General features: G+C 54.6%; 18 protein-coding genes. 12 read left to right on the forward strand and 6 right to left on the reverse strand.

Annotation, left to right across the window (positions count from 1 at the left end):
• Window positions 1-3: 3 nt before the first annotated feature.
• The 3 genes from trpCF to trpA are packed head-to-tail and all read left to right on the forward strand — an operon-like array spanning window position 4 to window position 3,379.
• Window positions 4-1,362 (forward strand): bifunctional indole-3-glycerol-phosphate synthase TrpC/phosphoribosylanthranilate isomerase TrpF, encoded by a 1,359-nt coding sequence (gene trpCF, locus ABLV08_RS14885; protein WP_262830903.1) that lies wholly within the window; start codon window positions 4-6, stop codon window positions 1,360-1,362.
• Between the two features lie 14 nt (window positions 1,363-1,376).
• Entirely contained in the window at window positions 1,377-2,570 is a 1,194-nt protein-coding gene (trpB, locus tag ABLV08_RS14890; protein WP_015366207.1) for a tryptophan synthase subunit beta, read from the forward strand.
• Entirely contained in the window at window positions 2,570-3,379 is an 810-nt protein-coding gene (gene trpA, locus ABLV08_RS14895; RefSeq protein ID WP_015705746.1) for a tryptophan synthase subunit alpha, read from the forward strand. Before trpB ends, trpA begins: the two co-directional genes overlap by 1 nt.
• A 30-nt stretch (window positions 3,380-3,409) precedes the next feature.
• Here trpA and ABLV08_RS14900 read toward each other — a convergent pair whose 3' ends face one another.
• Window positions 3,410-3,865 carry a MarR family transcriptional regulator gene (locus ABLV08_RS14900; RefSeq protein WP_015705747.1) on the reverse strand — a complete coding sequence of 152 codons (456 nt, stop codon included), beginning with the start codon at window positions 3,863-3,865 and terminating at the stop codon, window positions 3,410-3,412.
• Window positions 3,866-3,940: 75 nt separating this feature from the next.
• Here ABLV08_RS14900 and ABLV08_RS14905 point away from each other — a divergent pair, with 75 nt between their 5' ends.
• Window positions 3,941-4,888 carry a zinc-binding alcohol dehydrogenase family protein gene (locus tag ABLV08_RS14905; RefSeq protein WP_348855990.1) on the forward strand — a complete coding sequence of 316 codons (948 nt, stop codon included), beginning with the start codon at window positions 3,941-3,943 and terminating at the stop codon, window positions 4,886-4,888.
• A 175-nt stretch (window positions 4,889-5,063) separates the two neighbouring features.
• Here the strand turns inward: ABLV08_RS14905 and ABLV08_RS14910 are convergent, their stop codons facing one another.
• Genes ABLV08_RS14910 through ABLV08_RS14920 form a run of 3 tightly spaced genes read right to left on the reverse strand, consistent with a single transcriptional unit; the run spans window position 5,064 to window position 6,861 of the window.
• Window positions 5,064-6,200: an HlyD family secretion protein gene (locus ABLV08_RS14910; protein ID WP_032711844.1), complete on the reverse strand. Its 1,137-nt coding sequence runs from the start codon at window positions 6,198-6,200 to the stop codon at window positions 5,064-5,066.
• Between the two features lie 9 nt (window positions 6,201-6,209).
• Window positions 6,210-6,560 (reverse strand): DUF3302 domain-containing protein, encoded by a 351-nt coding sequence (locus ABLV08_RS14915; RefSeq protein WP_015705750.1) that lies wholly within the window; start codon window positions 6,558-6,560, stop codon window positions 6,210-6,212.
• Window positions 6,561-6,597: 37 nt separating this feature from the next.
• Window positions 6,598-6,861, reverse strand: coding sequence for a hypothetical protein (locus tag ABLV08_RS14920; protein WP_032711845.1), 264 nt, complete (start codon window positions 6,859-6,861; stop codon window positions 6,598-6,600).
• A 137-nt stretch (window positions 6,862-6,998) separates the two neighbouring features.
• Here ABLV08_RS14920 and ABLV08_RS14925 point away from each other — a divergent pair, with 137 nt between their 5' ends.
• A complete protein-coding gene (locus ABLV08_RS14925; RefSeq protein ID WP_015366200.1) occupies window positions 6,999-7,934 on the forward strand; it encodes a LysR family transcriptional regulator in 936 nt (311 codons plus the stop codon).
• Between the two features lie 42 nt (window positions 7,935-7,976).
• Here ABLV08_RS14925 and ompW read toward each other — a convergent pair whose 3' ends face one another.
• Window positions 7,977-8,615 carry an outer membrane protein OmpW gene (gene ompW, locus ABLV08_RS14930; RefSeq protein ID WP_015705753.1) on the reverse strand — a complete coding sequence of 213 codons (639 nt, stop codon included), beginning with the start codon at window positions 8,613-8,615 and terminating at the stop codon, window positions 7,977-7,979.
• A 269-nt stretch (window positions 8,616-8,884) separates the two neighbouring features.
• Here ompW and ABLV08_RS14935 point away from each other — a divergent pair, with 269 nt between their 5' ends.
• The 5 genes from ABLV08_RS14935 to yciA all read left to right on the forward strand — a co-directional run bounded on the left by ABLV08_RS14935 (window position 8,885) and on the right by yciA (window position 13,630).
• A complete protein-coding gene (locus tag ABLV08_RS14935; RefSeq protein ID WP_015366198.1) occupies window positions 8,885-9,298 on the forward strand; it encodes a YkgJ family cysteine cluster protein in 414 nt (137 codons plus the stop codon).
• 27 nt (window positions 9,299-9,325) lie between these two features.
• Window positions 9,326-10,069 carry a YciC family protein gene (locus ABLV08_RS14940; RefSeq protein ID WP_348855991.1) on the forward strand — a complete coding sequence of 248 codons (744 nt, stop codon included), beginning with the start codon at window positions 9,326-9,328 and terminating at the stop codon, window positions 10,067-10,069.
• A 51-nt stretch (window positions 10,070-10,120) separates the two neighbouring features.
• The gene (locus ABLV08_RS14945; RefSeq protein ID WP_015366196.1) at window positions 10,121-10,660 is read left to right on the forward strand and encodes a septation protein A; all 540 of its coding nucleotides are present in this window, start codon (window positions 10,121-10,123) and stop codon (window positions 10,658-10,660) included.
• A 286-nt stretch (window positions 10,661-10,946) separates the two neighbouring features.
• On the forward strand, window positions 10,947-13,130 hold the full coding sequence (locus ABLV08_RS14950) for a TonB-dependent siderophore receptor (protein ID WP_032711846.1): 2,184 nt from the start codon (window positions 10,947-10,949) through the stop codon (window positions 13,128-13,130).
• A 101-nt stretch (window positions 13,131-13,231) separates the two neighbouring features.
• Window positions 13,232-13,630, forward strand: a complete 399-nt coding sequence (yciA, locus tag ABLV08_RS14955; protein WP_015705756.1) for an acyl-CoA thioester hydrolase YciA — start codon at window positions 13,232-13,234, stop codon at window positions 13,628-13,630.
• Window positions 13,631-13,663: 33 nt separating this feature from the next.
• Here yciA and ABLV08_RS14960 read toward each other — a convergent pair whose 3' ends face one another.
• Window positions 13,664-14,200 carry a YniB family protein gene (locus ABLV08_RS14960; RefSeq protein ID WP_032714732.1) on the reverse strand — a complete coding sequence of 179 codons (537 nt, stop codon included), beginning with the start codon at window positions 14,198-14,200 and terminating at the stop codon, window positions 13,664-13,666.
• A 151-nt stretch (window positions 14,201-14,351) separates the two neighbouring features.
• Between ABLV08_RS14960 and hxpB the strand changes: the two genes are divergently transcribed.
• A complete protein-coding gene (gene hxpB / locus ABLV08_RS14965) occupies window positions 14,352-15,020 on the forward strand; it encodes a hexitol phosphatase HxpB (protein ID WP_032714733.1) in 669 nt (222 codons plus the stop codon).
• A 127-nt stretch (window positions 15,021-15,147) separates the two neighbouring features.
• Window positions 15,148-15,738, forward strand: coding sequence for a metal-dependent hydrolase (locus tag ABLV08_RS14970; protein WP_015705758.1), 591 nt, complete (start codon window positions 15,148-15,150; stop codon window positions 15,736-15,738).
• Window positions 15,739-15,753: the final 15 nt, after the last annotated feature.

Here is a 15,753-nt window from a genome sequence, read left to right on the forward strand (position 1 = left end):
ATAATGCAGACCGTTTTAGCAAAAATCGTTGCCGACAAAGCGATTTGGGTAGAAGCCCGCAAACAACAACAACCGTTAGCCAGTTTTCAGAATGACATCGTGCCGTCCGAACGCCATTTTTACGATGCGCTGGCCGGCGCCCGCACCGCTTTTATTCTCGAGTGCAAAAAAGCGTCGCCGTCGAAGGGACTGATTCGTGAAGATTTCGACCCGGCTACCATCGCCGGGGTTTATAAGCACTACGCCTCGGCAATTTCGGTACTGTGTGATGAGAAATATTTTCAGGGCAGCTTTGATTTTCTGCCGATCGTCAGCAAAGTCGCGCCGCAGCCGATTCTGTGTAAAGACTTCACCATTGATCCTTACCAGATTTACCTCGCGCGTTACTACCAGGCCGATGCCTGCCTGTTGATGCTTTCGGTGCTCGATGATGATCAATATCGCCAGCTCGCCGCCGTCGCCCACAGTCTCAATATGGGCGTCCTGACCGAGGTCAGCAATGAAGAAGAGCTGGAGCGCGCGATTGCGCTGAAGGCCAAAGTCGTCGGCATTAACAACCGCGATCTGCGCGATATGTCGATTGATCTGAACCGCACGCGTCAACTGGCGCCGCGCCTCGGCCCGGATGTCACCGTGATCAGCGAATCCGGAATCCATACCTATGGCGAAGTCCGCGAACTGAGCCACTTCGCCAACGGCTTCCTGATTGGCTCGGCGCTGATGGAGCAACCGGATCTCAGCGCTGCGGTGAAGCGCGTGCTGTTAGGTGAGAACAAGGTCTGCGGCCTGACTCGTCCGCAGGATGCGCAAGCCGCCTGGGAGGCGGGCGCCATCTACGGCGGCCTGATTTTCGTCGATAGTTCGCCGCGTGCCGTTAACGACCAGCAGGCACAGGCGGTAATGGCCGCCGCGCCGCTTAGCTACGTTGGCGTGTTCCGTGATGCAGCCGTTGAAGAGGTCGTCACCCGCGCGACCAAATTGAAACTCGCCGCGGTCCAGCTTCATGGAAGCGAAGACCAGGCCTGGATTGATGCCCTGCGCGCGGCGCTGCCGGAGCAGATCCAAATCTGGAAGGCGCTGAGCGTCGGCGAAACGCTGCCGCCGCGTAACCTCAATCATGTGGCCAGATATGTCTTTGACAACGGTCAGGGCGGGAGCGGTCAACGCTTCGACTGGTCGCTGCTGCAGGGCCAGGACCTACGTAACGTGATGCTGGCAGGCGGCCTCAGCGCCGATAACTGCGTAGAAGCCGCGAAAAGCGGCTGTGCCGGACTCGATTTCAACTCAGGCGTAGAGTCGCAGCCGGGAATAAAAGAGGCAAGCCTGGTGGCTGCCGTTTTCCAGACGCTGCGCGCATATTAAGGAGCAATGCAATAATGAGCACTTTACTGAACCCGTATTTCGGCGAATTCGGCGGTATGTACGTTCCGCAGATCCTGATGCCCGCCCTGCGCCAGCTGGAAGAAGCTTTCGTCAGCGCGCAAAAAGATCCTGAGTTTCAGGCTGAATTCACCGACCTGCTGAAAAACTACGCGGGTCGTCCGACAGCGCTGACCAAATGCCGCAATCTGACCGAAGGCACCCGCACCACGCTGTACCTCAAGCGTGAAGATCTGCTCCACGGCGGCGCGCACAAAACCAACCAGGTGCTGGGCCAGGCGCTACTCGCCAAACGTATGGGCAAAACGGAAATTATCGCCGAAACCGGCGCCGGCCAACACGGCGTCGCCTCGGCGCTGGCCAGCGCCCTGCTCGGTCTGAAATGCCGCATCTATATGGGCGCCAAAGACGTCGAGCGCCAGTCGCCGAACGTCTTCCGCATGCGCCTGATGGGTGCGGAGGTCATTCCAGTGCACAGCGGTTCCGCCACCCTGAAAGATGCCTGTAACGAAGCGCTGCGCGACTGGTCCGGCAGCTACGAGAAGGCGCACTACATGCTCGGCACTGCCGCTGGCCCGCATCCATTCCCGACTATCGTGCGTGAATTCCAGCGCATGATCGGCGAAGAAACCAAAGCGCAGATCCTTGAGAAAGAAGGACGCCTGCCGGACGCGGTGATCGCCTGCGTTGGCGGTGGTTCTAACGCCATCGGCATGTTCGCTGATTTCATTGATGAATCCCGCGTTGGCCTGATTGGCGTCGAGCCTGCCGGCCACGGTATCGAAACCGGCGAGCACGGCGCGCCGCTGAAGCACGGTCGCGTCGGCATTTACTTCGGCATGAAGTCGCCGATGATGCAAACTTCCGACGGGCAGATCGAAGAATCTTATTCTATCTCCGCCGGGCTGGATTTCCCGTCAGTGGGTCCGCAGCATGCGTTCCTTAACAGCACCGGGCGCGCCGAGTATGTGTCAATTACCGACAACGAAGCGCTGGATGCCTTTAAAGCGCTCTCCCGCCATGAAGGCATTATTCCGGCGCTGGAGTCGTCGCACGCTCTGGCGCACGCGCTGAAGATGATGCGCGAGAATCCGGATAAAGAGCAGCTGCTGGTGGTTAACCTGTCTGGCCGCGGCGATAAAGACATCTTCACCGTACACGACATTTTGAAAGCGCGAGGGGAAATCTGATGGAACGTTACGAGACGCTATTTGCACAGTTAAAAAACCGCCAGGAAGGCGCCTTTGTTCCCTTCGTCACACTCGGCGATCCGGGGCCGGAACAGTCGCTGAAAATCATCGATGCGCTGATTGAAGCCGGCGCCGATGCGCTGGAATTGGGGATCCCCTTCTCCGACCCGCTGGCCGACGGCCCGACGATTCAGGGTGCCACATTGCGCGCTTTTGCCGCCGGCGTCACCCCGGCGCAGTGCTTCGAAATGCTGGCGGCGATCCGCCACAAGCATCCGACAATCCCAATCGGCCTTTTGATGTACGCGAACCTGGTGTTCAGCCCGGGGATTGATGAGTTCTACGCCGAATGCGCGCGTGTCGGCGTGGATTCCGTGCTGGTCGCCGACGTGCCGGTCGAAGAGTCCGCCCCGTTCCGCCAGGCCGCCCTGCGTCATAACATTGCGCCGATTTTCATCTGCCCGCCAAATGCCGATGACGATTTACTGCGCCAGATTGCCTCCTATGGCCGCGGCTATACCTACCTGCTATCGCGCGCTGGCGTGACAGGCGCGGAAAACCGCGCCGCGCTGCCGCTACATCATCTGATTGAAAAACTGGCGGAATATAACGCCGCGCCGCCGCTGCAGGGCTTTGGCATCTCGGCGCCAGAGCAGGTTTCCGCCGCCATTGACGCCGGTGCCGCCGGGGCAATATCCGGCTCGGCCATCGTCAAGATTATCGAGCGCAATCTTGAGCAGCCGCAGAACATGCTCGCAGAGCTAAAAACCTTCGTGCGCAGTTTGAAAGCAGCGACCAAAACCGCCTGACCCTTTGTCGCCCGGCCTCACGCCGGGCGGCTATTTCCGCTGCAGGCTGTTGGCGTATTTTCGCGTTAAGCGAAACAGCGCCAGCACCTCATCTTCTGACCATCCAGCCAGCACCTGATTCATTAACCGCCGCCGCGCAACGGCAATAGCGTCGATCATCCGCTGCCCCTTTTCGCTAAGCGTCACCTCGCTAATCCGCCGGTCTTTGGCATTGGCCTGCTTGCAGGCAAGGCCCTGAGCCTCGAGCTTTTTCACCTGCCGGCTGACGGTGGTGTAATCGCGGCCTAAATGATCCGCCAGCTCAACTACCCCCACCGGGCCATAGCGCCCTACCGCCACCAGTAGTGGGAAGAGCATCTGTTCAAGCTGTACCCCTGCCGCCTGTAATATCTGCTCATCGCGCAGCGGTTGATTCATCACGCTGATGATATCTAACAGCGCGCCGTGAAAGTCGGTGATGTCGTAATTATTATGTGCATCTTGCATATATTAGTTAACCGCGTATAGTGCTCCTGAAGAATATGTGCATATTACACATAATTATCATCAGGGGATAATGTTATGAAAGCCGCCGTGGTATTTGATCTTAGCGAAGGCCCGATATGGGCCGATTTTAGCGAACCGCAGCCTGCAGCCGGACACACGCTGATCGACGTTCGCGCCGCCGCCATTAGCCACGTAGTTAAGGGCCGGGCATCGGGACGTCATTATAGTTTTGACGGCACGCTGCCGTTTGTCGTCGGTATCGATGGCGTCGGTATGACCTCTGACGGCCAGCGCGTCTATTTTGCTTTCCCCAGCGCGCCGTTCGGCAGTATGGCGCAACGCGCGCCGGTCGCGCTGCAGAATTGCCTGCCGCTGCCGGATGCACTTGATGACATCAGCGCCGCGGCCATGGCCAATCCGGGCATGTCTGCCTGGGCTGCGCTTGTCAAACGGGCGCAGTTTCAGGCCGGCGAAACTGTACTGATTAACGGCGCCACCGGCAGCGCCGGGCAGCTGGCGGTGCAGATTGCCCGCAACCTCGGTGCGAAAAAAATCATTGCCACCGGGCGCAATGCGCAAGCGCTGACCGCCCTCGCAGCCGATGAATGCATTAACTTAACGGCCGATGAGCAGACGCTAAATGCGCAGTTTGCCACCGCCAGCGCCGGGCAAATCGATGTGGTTGTGGATTATTTGTGGGGCCGCAGCGCAGAGTTGCTGCTGCCTATACTGGCGAAATATACCCCCGGCGATAAGCCGGTACGTTATGTGCAGGTGGGTTCTCTTGCCGGAGCGGATATCGGATTAAATGGCGCGGTGCTTCGCGCCGCGCCGCTACAGCTCATGGGTAGCGGCATCGGCAGCCTGAGCATGCCACAACTGCTGGCGGCAACCGGGGAGATGCTGCAGGCGGCGGTTCCCGGTCATTTTACCATCGCCACCACGCCGCTACCGCTCCGCGATGTCGCTGCGGCATGGCCGCGTGATAACAGCCAGAAACGCACGGTTTTCACCCTTGATTAAAAAAATGCGCCTCCGCACAAACTCTGGGGTTGATATCTTAAATGAGAAATATTATCTTTCTCATTACCGAATAGTTGAGTGAACAACTCAGGTATTCGGTACGACATTGCTCACATTGCTTCCAGTATTTTTGCCCGCGTTTATCGCGGGCTTTTTTTTGATTCAACTTCAGCTTTTAGTGGTCGAGATACAGATAATGCAACCAGCTGGTCATCCGTAACAGCACCTTACGCATCACCGACACGTGGGCAAAATGGTCGGTATACACCGCCGCCTGGGCACTGACCCCATCCGGTAAATGGGCAAGATCGCGGCTCGCCGCCAGGTCAATCATCACATAAACCCCTTCCCGACCAGGCGTGGCGCTTAAACCCTGTAATGCGCCGCTCGCCTGGTAACTGCCGTCGGGAATGGTTGGCAGTACCTTTGTGACCTTGCCGGCATACACCTGCCCCGGTAAGCCATTAAACACAACCTCTGCCTCGTCCCCCTGCTCCAGGCGCAGGATGGCGTTCTGGCGAAATACCGCCACCACCTGGCGTTTCTGCTGCGGAATAAAAATCATCACCGGTTTGAACGGCAGACGAACTGCCGTGGTTCCCGGACGCGCCAGCACCTGAGTGACATAACCATCGCTGGGCGCGCGGAATACCGTCTGTTCAAGGTCATAACGCGCCTCGGCAATCTGCGATTTCAGGCTGGCGATTTGCGCATCCTCGCCATTGAAACGCGCCGAAAGTCTTTCGAACTGCTGTTGATACTGGGCTTTAGCCGCCCGCAGGGCCGCAGATTGCGCTTGATATTGCTGCTCGGCGTGATTCACATCCTGCTCGGAAAAAGGATTTACCGGCATCGCCGCGCCTTTCGCATAGCGCTGATAATCCTGACGGGCACGTTCATATTCCGCCGTCATCTGCTGGACGTTGGCGGCGGCTTCACTCAGTGCCGCTTTCCGGGTTCTGATATCCGCTTCGGCGGCACTGAGATCCGCCTCCAGTTTATTCAGTCGCGCACGATAACGGCTATCATCAAGACGAAACAGCACCTCGCCTTTGCGTAATAACACATTCGTTTTATCGGTAACTTCTACGATGGCCCCCGACACCTGCGGTACAATCGGGATCGACAGAGCTATTTTTTGCGCGCGGTCGGTATACGGGTGATTATAATTCATGGTCAGAATTAGCGCGCCGACAATAAACACGCCGCCAAGGACTGCCGTTGGCACCGTCCATTTATTAACCGGGATACGGAAAATTTTAAATACGCCATAGGCCAATGCCACATAGCTCAGAATAATGAGTAAATCCATACATTGGCCTCAGCGTTTATTTGACGAGTTTGTCGTAACAGTTATCTGTTGTTCCTGCAGACGCTTGAGCTCGCTTTCAAGTTGCCTGATTCGCTGATGCATTTCGGCGTTATCTTCGAATTTATGCGCCATTCCCCACCCGCGCTCGGGGCGATACAGTGTCGCCCAGATCCACAACAGCGGCCAAATCGCATGTAGGGTGAACAGGCTCACCCAGCCGGCGACATGAATTGCATCCTGGTGAGGATGCTGGCGTTTCTTGGCCAATAAATAGGGAATATCATGAATAATAATAATGCCGTAAAATAAAATTAAAAATACGGCAATTAACACGCCTAAGGCGAAGTAGTCGAGAAACATAATAACACCTGGTAATAAAAAAGGTAAACCGTACTAACTACGCTGTTTTATAATTAGCAATGCCACTCACTGTAATAGTGCGGCTGTGCCGGGAATAATCATTTTCCGACTGATAGACCAAATATTGATAACGGTAAAAATCAGTACTTTTATCTTTCCGGTATAATATCTCTTCCGCCGAAACCGATAGTCCCTTGATAATATCGTCATATTCAATATATTTTTCTTTTTCGGTTACGCTGGAAGCGCACGCCGCCAGCAGCAACATTGCAGATAACGCAGCCATTGTTGTTATTTTCATCGAATTATTTCTCTGTATTTTTCGGCTGTAATAAATAATCCACGCAAATAATACCCAGCTACTGGCCAGAAGTCATATGACAATGACGGCAAAGATGTATATCATTTTTGATATAGCAAACCAAAAGAACCAACCTTGTGAAAGAAAAAGACCTGCGCATTGACGAACTCCGCATCGTTCGCATGATTGCCGAAACGGCAAGCGTGAGCAAAGCCGCCCAACTACTGGACATGCCGCAGTCTAATGTGTCGCGGGCGCTGAATGCGCTGGAACGGCGCCTGGGGTTAGAGATCTTTATCCGCCATCCACGGGCGTTAATCCTGAGCGAGTTTGGCGAGCAGTTCCTGCGCCGGGCGGATATTCTGCTGGATAAGCATAATGATCTGCTTGATATGTCCGGTACCTGGAAACGCAGCCTCAACGGCATGGTGACGCTCGGCGCGCCGATCGGCATTCAGGCTTTCCTTGCCCGATACCTTTTGCCGCCGGTGCTACGTTCGGCGCCGGAATTAACCGTCAATATTCTCACCCGCAATCCCGACGAGCGCGAACAGAAACACGGGACGCTTTTCGATAGCGATTGCGATCTGCTGATTAGCTTTTTCCAACCGCAGGACGAAAGCCTGATCGCAAGGCCACTCACTCGCTTTCGCATGGGGCTGTTTGCCTGCGCGGATTATATTGTGCAGTCGCCTCTGCACGATGTTGATGAGCTTGCGCAGCACCGCTGCATCACTTTGCGTACGCTGGGCGGGATCCGCAACAGTTGGCATTGCTATAACGCCGCGGGTGAGAGTATTCAGGTAGAGGTCAACGGTTCCAGCGTATGCGATAACATTTTGCCGGCTATCGAGCTTGCCAAGCAGGGCCTGGGCATCGTATATGCCCCTTTTTACTCCGTCGCGGCGGAATTAGAAGCGGGTACGCTACAGCCCTGTCTGCCACGAGAACGCGGCGTGAATATGCAGGCGTGGTTGATTTATCGTCAACGAGGCGTGTTGCCGCATCGCGTGCAGGTGATAATGGATAGCATTATGGAAAGCGCCAAACTGCACGCCCATCGGTTGGTCTGAAGAGGATAAAACTGGCCGCGAACGGCCAGTTTTTTTAAACCATTAGAACCGATAACCGGCAGAGAACATAAACACCCACGGGTCCAGACGGGTACTGACGGTCTGATTCTCTCCGTTAGCTTTAAATTTCACGTCGGTGTCGATATCCATGTACCACACTGACATGTTCAGCAGCCAATTGCGGTCAATCAGATAATCCAGGCCAACCTGTCCTGCCGCGCCCCATGAATCCTTCAGGCTCAGGTCGGAAAGCCCGGCGTCCTTACCGGTATCGTTGAAATCATTGTTAAAGAAGGTTGTATAGTTAATACCGGCGCCGACATACGGGCGCACTTTGCTTTGCGCATCGCCAAAGTACCACTGCGCCATCAGCGTCGGCGGCAACTGGTGTACGGTGGCGATGGTGCCGGTCGGCCCGGTACCGACCTTGTGGCGGAACGGCGTTGCCGCCAGCAGTTCGATACCGATATTGTCGGTCGCCATATAGGTAAAGGTTAAACCTAACTGGGTGTTATTACTGACGTTAAAACCGCCGAGACTACCCAGTACGTTGTCAGAACCCTCAGTCGGGCGAACCGTCGCCGAACCCGCGCGAATAAAAAACTCCCCCGCTTCATGCGCCCAGGCGCTACCACCAGAAAGCGTACCTAAGATCAATGCCGCCGCTGCAATTTTCTTCATATCCATGTCCCCATTATGGTTTTTATCAGCGGCAGCAAATATACCTACAATGAGTTAGTTTTGATCTGTTTTAGATCACACCAGGCCATTAGATTTAACATTTATTGATCCAGATTAATTTTTGCAGCACTCAGTAACGTTCTGATTTGTCCTTACATCAATTTTTACCCGTGAGAAAAATTTTTGCGTCCCCCTCTTGTCGCCGATCGTGCGGATAGCTAATTTAATTGCCGACAATTTGTGTTGATGCGTTTTTTTCAGGTGTAATTATGAGTGAAATCAACCCGTGCATGACGTGCGGTGCCTGTTGTGCGTATTTTCGAGTCTCCTTCTATTGGGCTGAAGCCGACGACGCCGGCGGCGTGGTACCTACGCAGCTCACCGAACCCCTTACCCCTTTTCTGCGCTGCATGAGCGGCACCAATCAGCGACAAAGCCGCTGCACAGCCTTAAGCGGCGAAATCGGCGAATCGGTACACTGCACCATCTATCATCAGCGGCCTTCCCCCTGCCGCGAGTTTGCTATGTCAGGCGAAGGCGGCGAACTCAACGAAGCGTGCGATCGCGCCCGTGCCCGCTACGGCCTGCCGCCGCTGGGAACTCTTTACAAAGATATACTTACCGTGACAGCGGCAGAGACTGCTACCCAACCACGTTTTGCGGTACAATCCCCGGCTAGTTAAAACACCTGCAAGACTCAAGGAGAATGCATGTCTATCACGGCGAAGTCCGTCTACCGTGACACGGGGAATTTTTTTCGTAATCAGTTCGTTACTATTCTGCTGATTGCGTTGTTATGCGCGTTCATCACGGTAGTCATTGGCCATGCCTTTTCGCCCAGTGACGAGCAGTTATCGATCCTCAGCGAGGGCGATAACCTGGCGGGCAGCGCCGGCTTGTTTGAGCTGGTGCAGAACATGACGCCGGAACAGCAGCAGATCTTGCTGCGCGCGTCGGCAGCCTCAACCTTCTCGGGGCTGGTGGGGAATGCCATCCTCGTCGGCGGCGTACTGTCGCTGATCCAGTTGATCTCCGCCGGGCATCGCGTCAGCGCGCTGCGGGCGATCGGCGCCGCGGCGCCGGTTCTGCCGAAGCTGTTGCTGCTTATCCTGTTCACCACCTTCGTGGTACAGATGGGGATGATGCTGGTGCTGGTGCCGGGCGTGCTGCTGGCGATTGTCCTGGCGTTCGCGCCGGTGATGCTGGTGCAGGATAAAATCGGCATCTTTAGCGCAATGCGCGGCAGTATGCGTCTGGCGTGGGCTAATATGCGTCTGGTGGCGCCAGCGGTACTGGGCTGGCTGCTGGCAAAAACGGCGCTGCTGCTGCTTGCTTCAAGCTTCGCAACGCTGTCGCCAAACGTCGCCGCCGTGGTCATTAATACCATCAGCAATCTGTTCTCTGCGCTGTTGCTGATCTATTTGTTCCGCTTGTATATGCTTATTCGCAACTAACTTTAATCTGGGCCGGGTATTCCGGCCCTTCCTGAACGACGGAATTGATGTATGAAGCAGTTTCTCGATTTTTTACCGCTCGTAGTCTTCTTCGCTTTTTATAAGATTTACGATATCTACGCCGCAACCACCGCGCTGATCGTCGCCACCGCGGTGGTCCTCATTTATAGCTGGGTGCGCTATCGTAAAGTTGAAAAGATGGCGCTGATCACTTTTGTGCTGGTCGCCGTCTTCGGCGGTCTGACTATCTTCTTCCACAACGATGAATTCATTAAGTGGAAAGTGACCGTCATCTACGCCCTGTTTGCTGGCGCCCTGCTGTTCAGCCAGTGGGTAATGAAAAAACCGCTTATCCAACGCATGCTTGGCAAAGAGCTGACGCTGCCGCAGCAGGTGTGGTCACGGCTGAATCTGGCCTGGGCGCTGTTCTTTATTCTCTGCGGACTGGCCAATATCTACATCGCGTTCTGGCTGCCGCAGAATATCTGGGTCAACTTCAAAGTCTTCGGTTTAACGGCATTGACCCTGGTCTTCACCCTGTTGAGCGGCGTCTATATCTACCGCCACATGCCGCAGGACGATAAGCACTAATACCTCTCAACGGTACGCGCTGGCCGGCGCGTACCGCCTCCCTTGTGCTTTTCATTTCTTTTCTCTACCTCCTATCCCGTTCAGTTCAAATTTAACTTCCGAAAGAGTGGGTAAGCCACCTCTTCTTACGCCATTCCCCAACGGCTCGCCTTCACGCTTTCTTCATCAAACAGGAAAAATTGCGCCAATTGTGAGGATTTGATGAAGTTTCGTCTCGCCTGATTGTAATGATAATGATTATTATTAATATTCACGTTCTTGTTTTATTTTGATACGGATATTTACAATGAGAACGAACACCGCATTCCCCCTCGCTCCCCTTACCATCATTATCGCCAGCTTCTTTTCAGCGGAGAGTTTGGCCGAAGAAGCCGAACAGGATACTGAAACCATGGTGGTCTACAGCACCGCCGAAGAAGCGTTAAAACAACAGCCCGGCGTTTCGATTATCACTGCCGACGATATTGCCAAAGAGCCGCCGGTTAATGACCTGTCAGAAATCATCCGTAAGATGCCCGGCGTGAATCTGACCGGCAACAGCGCCAGCGGTAGCCGCGGTAACAACCGTCAAATCGACATTCGCGGGATGGGTCCCGAAAACACGCTGATTTTGATCGATGGCGTGCCGGTTACCTCACGAAATTCAGTACGTTACAGCTGGCGCGGTGAACGCGATACCCGCGGCGATAGTAACTGGGTACCCGCTGAAATGGTTGAACGTATTGAAGTCCTGCGCGGACCCGCTGCAGCGCGCTATGGGTCCGGCGCAGCCGGCGGCGTGGTGAATATCATTACCAAACGACCAACCAACGACTGGCACGGCTCACTGTCGTTCTTCACCAACCAACCGGAGAATAACAAAGAAGGCGCCACCAACCGGGCCAACTTTAACCTCAGCGGGCCGCTGGCAGGCGATGCCCTCACCATGCGTTTGTACGGCAACATCAATAAAACCGATGCTGACGCCTGGGATATCAACCATGCGCAGAATGGCTCATACGCCGCCGGTCGCGAAGGCGTGCGTAATAAAGATATTAACGCCCTGCTGTCGTGGAAAATGACCCCACAACAGATCCTCGATTTCAACTATGCCTACAGCCGCCAGGGCAATATTTATGCCGGCGATACCCAGTACAGTAACGGCAACCTTAGCCCCAATGGCCTGGTTGATTCACTCTACGGCCATGAGACCAACCGCCTGTATCGCCAGTCGTGGGGGCTAACCTATAACGGAATTTGGGATTGGGGACAGTCAAAAGCCGGCGTTTATTATGAAAAAACCAATAATACCCGCCTGCAGGAAGGATCAACCGGCCGCGTCGAGGGGATGATCAATAGCGATGAATACGCCACCAGCCGTCTGGAATCATGGCGCTCCACAGGCGAGTTAAACATTCCTTTCTATTGGTTGGCAGATCAGACATTGACGCTTGGCATGGAGTGGAACCGCGACGAACTTAACGACCCGGCGTCAATGCAGGCCACAGACGTGAGCGGTGAAACCATCGCCGGCACCAGCGGCAACGCCGCCGATCGTAGTAGCAAAAACAGCGCTACGTTAACCGGGATCTACCTGGAAGATAATATCGAAGCCACGCCGGGAACTAACATCATTCCCGGCCTGCGTTTCGATTACCACAACCAGTTCGGCAGTAACTGGAGCCCAAGCCTCAACCTTTCGCAGGCATTAGGTGAGTGGTTTAAAGTCAAAGCCGGTATCGCACGGGTATTTAAAGCACCGAATTTATATCAATCCAGCGAAGGTTATCTGCTCTCCACCCGCGGCAACGGATGCCCGAACGCCATTGCAACAGGCAGTTGCTATCTGCTCGGTAACTCGGATCTGGATCCGGAAATCAGCATCAATAAAGAGCTTGGGCTGGAATTCAACGCCGGCGGCTATAACGCCGGGATCACCTGGTTCCGTAATGATTACAAAAACAAAATCGTCTCCGGCACCGAGGTGCTCGGCTACACTTCCAGCGGCAACAACATTCTACAGTGGCAGAACGGCGGTAAAGCCGTAGTGGAAGGACTGGAAGGGACTGTGCTGATCCCATTGATTACCGACACCCTGAACTGGCGCACCAACGCGACCTGGATGATTAAATCGGAAAGTAAAGATACCGGCAATCCGCTGTCGGTGATCCCGAAATATACTATCAATACCATGCTTGACTGGCAGGTAAACAGCAAACTGTCGGCTAACATAAACTGGACGATGTATGGTCGTCAAAAGCCGCGTCAGTACGCGGAAATTCGCAACGAGACCGGGGTTCTCGCCACCAATGAAGTCGGCGCTTATTCGATAGTGGGGATCGGCGGCAACTATCAGTTGATGAAAGATATCCGCCTGAACGCTGGTATCAGTAACCTGTTTGATAAGCAGATTTATCGCGAGAATGCCGGCGCTTCAACCTACAACGAGCCGGGGCGCGCCTATTACGCCGGCGTCACCCTAAGTTTCTAAATAGCCGACGCCCGTACCGACGGGCGTATTCCCCTATTCTCTCTGCGCCGTTTTCATAGTAGCATCGCGCCTGATCTTCTTTGACTAGTACAGAGTATAGAATGACAACAACAGATCTCGCCCCGAAGGGCGAATTGGTTTTACGCACCCTGGCCATGCCGGCGGATACCAACGCGAACGGCGATATTTTTGGCGGCTGGTTGATGTCGCAGATGGATATCGGCGGCGCGATTATGGCCAAAGAGATTGCCCGCGGCCGCGTTGTGACCGTCCGTGTTGATGGTATGACTTTTTTACGCCCGGTCGCCGTTGGCGATGTCGTGTGCTGCTATGCCCGCTGCGTAAAACGCGGTAACACCTCAATCACCATTAATATTGAGGTATGGGTGAAAAAAGTATCGACGGAACCGCTGGGCCAGCGTTATAAGGCAACGGAAGCCCTGTTTATTTATGTGGCGGTAGACAATGAAGGCAAGCCGCGAGCGCTGCCTGCCGAATGATAAATGGCCCGGTTACCCGGGCCGTTTGTCTATTTACAGGAAGCCAAGCAGTGAGAAGAAAACATAGCCAATCACAATCACCACAATCGGCAGCACGTAAAGCGTAAAATACTGCTTCAGGATGGTATGACGCGGTACGACAATACGTTCGGCAAGCTGTTCACGAGACAGGCCTTCCGCTCCTTTAGCCTGTTCCAGAATCAACTGATCTTCCACCCCTTCGCGTAGAAACTTCGCCTGGCGGCCCATCCGCGCGCCGGAAGCCTGCAACGCCATGCCAACAAACACCAGCGCGTAGATAATCCAGAAACCGATGTTCAACGCATGTTTGAACTCCGGCAGCGGCGAGTTGAACCAGAAGAAATTCAGGAACGGCGTATTAAAACGCACCATCTCAATCATCAGGTGGGCGAAATCCATCATCACCGCATCAATACCCGGTTTCTTTTCGCTATGCTCGTACATAAATTTCAGTACGGAAATCAGCGTAGACAGCACGGCTGGAATGAAGATGACCCATCCCAAAATGCGTTTAATGACCGCAATGCGTCCAGCTTGTTGATACGTCATGAGTTCCCCTTGTTTAAAACGCCAGACTCTCCATGCCGCCATAGAGTCAGGTATAAGTCTATCTTCGTCAGCGAATTTCGCCTGCTTCAGCGCGGTATGATATACCATATGGACAATTTCGTTATCTACTTACGCCAATGGAGAGGAACTTATGTCAGCGAAGCGCCAGATTCTTGCCGCTATTTTCGATATGGATGGCCTGCTTATCGATTCAGAGCCGCTATGGGACCGCGCAGAGCTGGAGGTACTGGACAGCCTCGGAGTGGATATTAGCCGCCGTGATGAATTGCCGGACCTGCTGGGGCTGCGCATCGACCTGGTGGTCGATTTGTGGTTTGCGCAACAGCCCTGGCGCGGCCCGGACCGCGCAGAGGTAACCGCCAGCATTATCCGCCGCGCCATTCAACTGGTCGAGGAGTCGCGGCCGTTGCTGCCCGGCGTGCGTGAAGCCGTGGCGCTGTGTAAAGCCCAGGGACTAAAAATCGGTCTCGCTTCGGCGTCGCCGCTGCATATGCTGGAAAAAGTGCTGGAAATGTTTGAACTACGCGACCAGTTTGACGCGCTGGCTTCCGCCGAACATCTGCCATACAGCAAACCGCACCCCCAGGTCTATCTCGATTGCGCCGCTAAGCTTGGCATCGCGCCGATGTCTTGCGTGGCGCTGGAGGATTCTGTTAACGGCATGATTGCCAGCAAAGCGGCGCGAATGCGCTCAATTGTGGTTCCGGAAACAGAAAACAGCCGCGATCCGCGTTTTGTACTGGCCGATGTGAAACTGACGTCTCTGCAGCAGTTGACGGTAGCAGATCTGCGCGGCTAAGCGGCGTGCGCTGACATTGGCGTCGTCAAAATGTGTCAACCTTGTGACAAAGAGTTACACCGTCACCTCTTCCGTATACTGTATAAAAACCCTATACTGTATGAATTGACAGTTTAGGGTTTTTATCATGACGGCGGAAGGCCACCTCTTCTTTTCTATCGCCTGTGCGGTATTTGCAAAAAATGCAGAATTAACCCCCGTGCTGGCGCAGGGGGACTGGTGGCATATCGTTCCTTCCGCCGTGCTGACCTGCCTGCTGCCCGATATCGACCATCCGAAATCTTTCCTCGGCCAACGTTTAAGCTGGGTTTCCAAACCGGTAGCCCGCGCCTTCGGCCATCGCGGTTTTACCCACAGCCTGCTGGCGGTATTCGGCGCGCTGGCGCTGTTCTATCTTAAAGTGCCGGAGAGCTGGATTATCCCGGCCGATGCGCTGCAGGGTTTAGTACTCGGCTACCTCAGTCATATACTCGCCGATATGCTCACCCCGGCCGGCGTACCGCTGCTGTGGCCCTGCCGCTGGCGGTTCCGCCTACCGATCCTCGCGCCGCGCAAAGGCAATCAGCTCGAGCGCGCGCTGTGCATGGCGCTGTTCATTTACGCCGTCTGGATGCCGCAAAGCATGGCCGAAAATAGCGCCGTGCGCTGGTCATCCAATATGATTAATTCGCTGCAAATAACCTTTAATCGCTTTATTAACCATCAGGCTGAACGATAAATACGCTAAATGTTT

The organism is Klebsiella sp. CN_Kp088 (assembly GCF_040064335.1).
In the GTDB taxonomy this organism is placed as follows: domain Bacteria; phylum Pseudomonadota; class Gammaproteobacteria; order Enterobacterales; family Enterobacteriaceae; genus Klebsiella; species Klebsiella aerogenes.

What these genes read in the sequence shown, in the direction of transcription:
- trpCF (WP_262830903.1), top strand. Translation starts at nt 4, where the DNA reads ATGCAGACCGTTTTAGCAAAAATCGTTGCCGACAAAGCGATTTGGGTA.
- trpB (WP_015366207.1), top strand. Translation starts at nt 1,377, where the DNA reads ATGAGCACTTTACTGAACCCGTATTTCGGCGAATTCGGCGGTATGTAC.
- trpA (WP_015705746.1), top strand. Translation starts at nt 2,570, where the DNA reads ATGGAACGTTACGAGACGCTATTTGCACAGTTAAAAAACCGCCAGGAA.
- ABLV08_RS14900 (WP_015705747.1), bottom strand. Translation starts at nt 3,865, where the DNA reads ATGCAAGATGCACATAATAATTACGACATCACCGACTTTCACGGCGCG.
- ABLV08_RS14905 (WP_348855990.1), top strand. Translation starts at nt 3,941, where the DNA reads ATGAAAGCCGCCGTGGTATTTGATCTTAGCGAAGGCCCGATATGGGCC.
- ABLV08_RS14910 (WP_032711844.1), bottom strand. Translation starts at nt 6,200, where the DNA reads ATGGATTTACTCATTATTCTGAGCTATGTGGCATTGGCCTATGGCGTA.
- ABLV08_RS14915 (WP_015705750.1), bottom strand. Translation starts at nt 6,560, where the DNA reads ATGTTTCTCGACTACTTCGCCTTAGGCGTGTTAATTGCCGTATTTTTA.
- ABLV08_RS14920 (WP_032711845.1), bottom strand. Translation starts at nt 6,861, where the DNA reads ATGAAAATAACAACAATGGCTGCGTTATCTGCAATGTTGCTGCTGGCG.
- ompW (WP_015705753.1), bottom strand. Translation starts at nt 8,615, where the DNA reads ATGAAGAAAATTGCAGCGGCGGCATTGATCTTAGGTACGCTTTCTGGT.
- ABLV08_RS14935 (WP_015366198.1), top strand. Translation starts at nt 8,885, where the DNA reads ATGAGTGAAATCAACCCGTGCATGACGTGCGGTGCCTGTTGTGCGTAT.
- ABLV08_RS14940 (WP_348855991.1), top strand. Translation starts at nt 9,326, where the DNA reads ATGTCTATCACGGCGAAGTCCGTCTACCGTGACACGGGGAATTTTTTT.
- ABLV08_RS14945 (WP_015366196.1), top strand. Translation starts at nt 10,121, where the DNA reads ATGAAGCAGTTTCTCGATTTTTTACCGCTCGTAGTCTTCTTCGCTTTT.
- ABLV08_RS14950 (WP_032711846.1), top strand. Translation starts at nt 10,947, where the DNA reads ATGAGAACGAACACCGCATTCCCCCTCGCTCCCCTTACCATCATTATC.
- yciA (WP_015705756.1), top strand. Translation starts at nt 13,232, where the DNA reads ATGACAACAACAGATCTCGCCCCGAAGGGCGAATTGGTTTTACGCACC.
- ABLV08_RS14960 (WP_032714732.1), bottom strand. Translation starts at nt 14,200, where the DNA reads ATGACGTATCAACAAGCTGGACGCATTGCGGTCATTAAACGCATTTTG.
- hxpB (WP_032714733.1), top strand. Translation starts at nt 14,352, where the DNA reads ATGTCAGCGAAGCGCCAGATTCTTGCCGCTATTTTCGATATGGATGGC.
- ABLV08_RS14970 (WP_015705758.1), top strand. Translation starts at nt 15,148, where the DNA reads ATGACGGCGGAAGGCCACCTCTTCTTTTCTATCGCCTGTGCGGTATTT.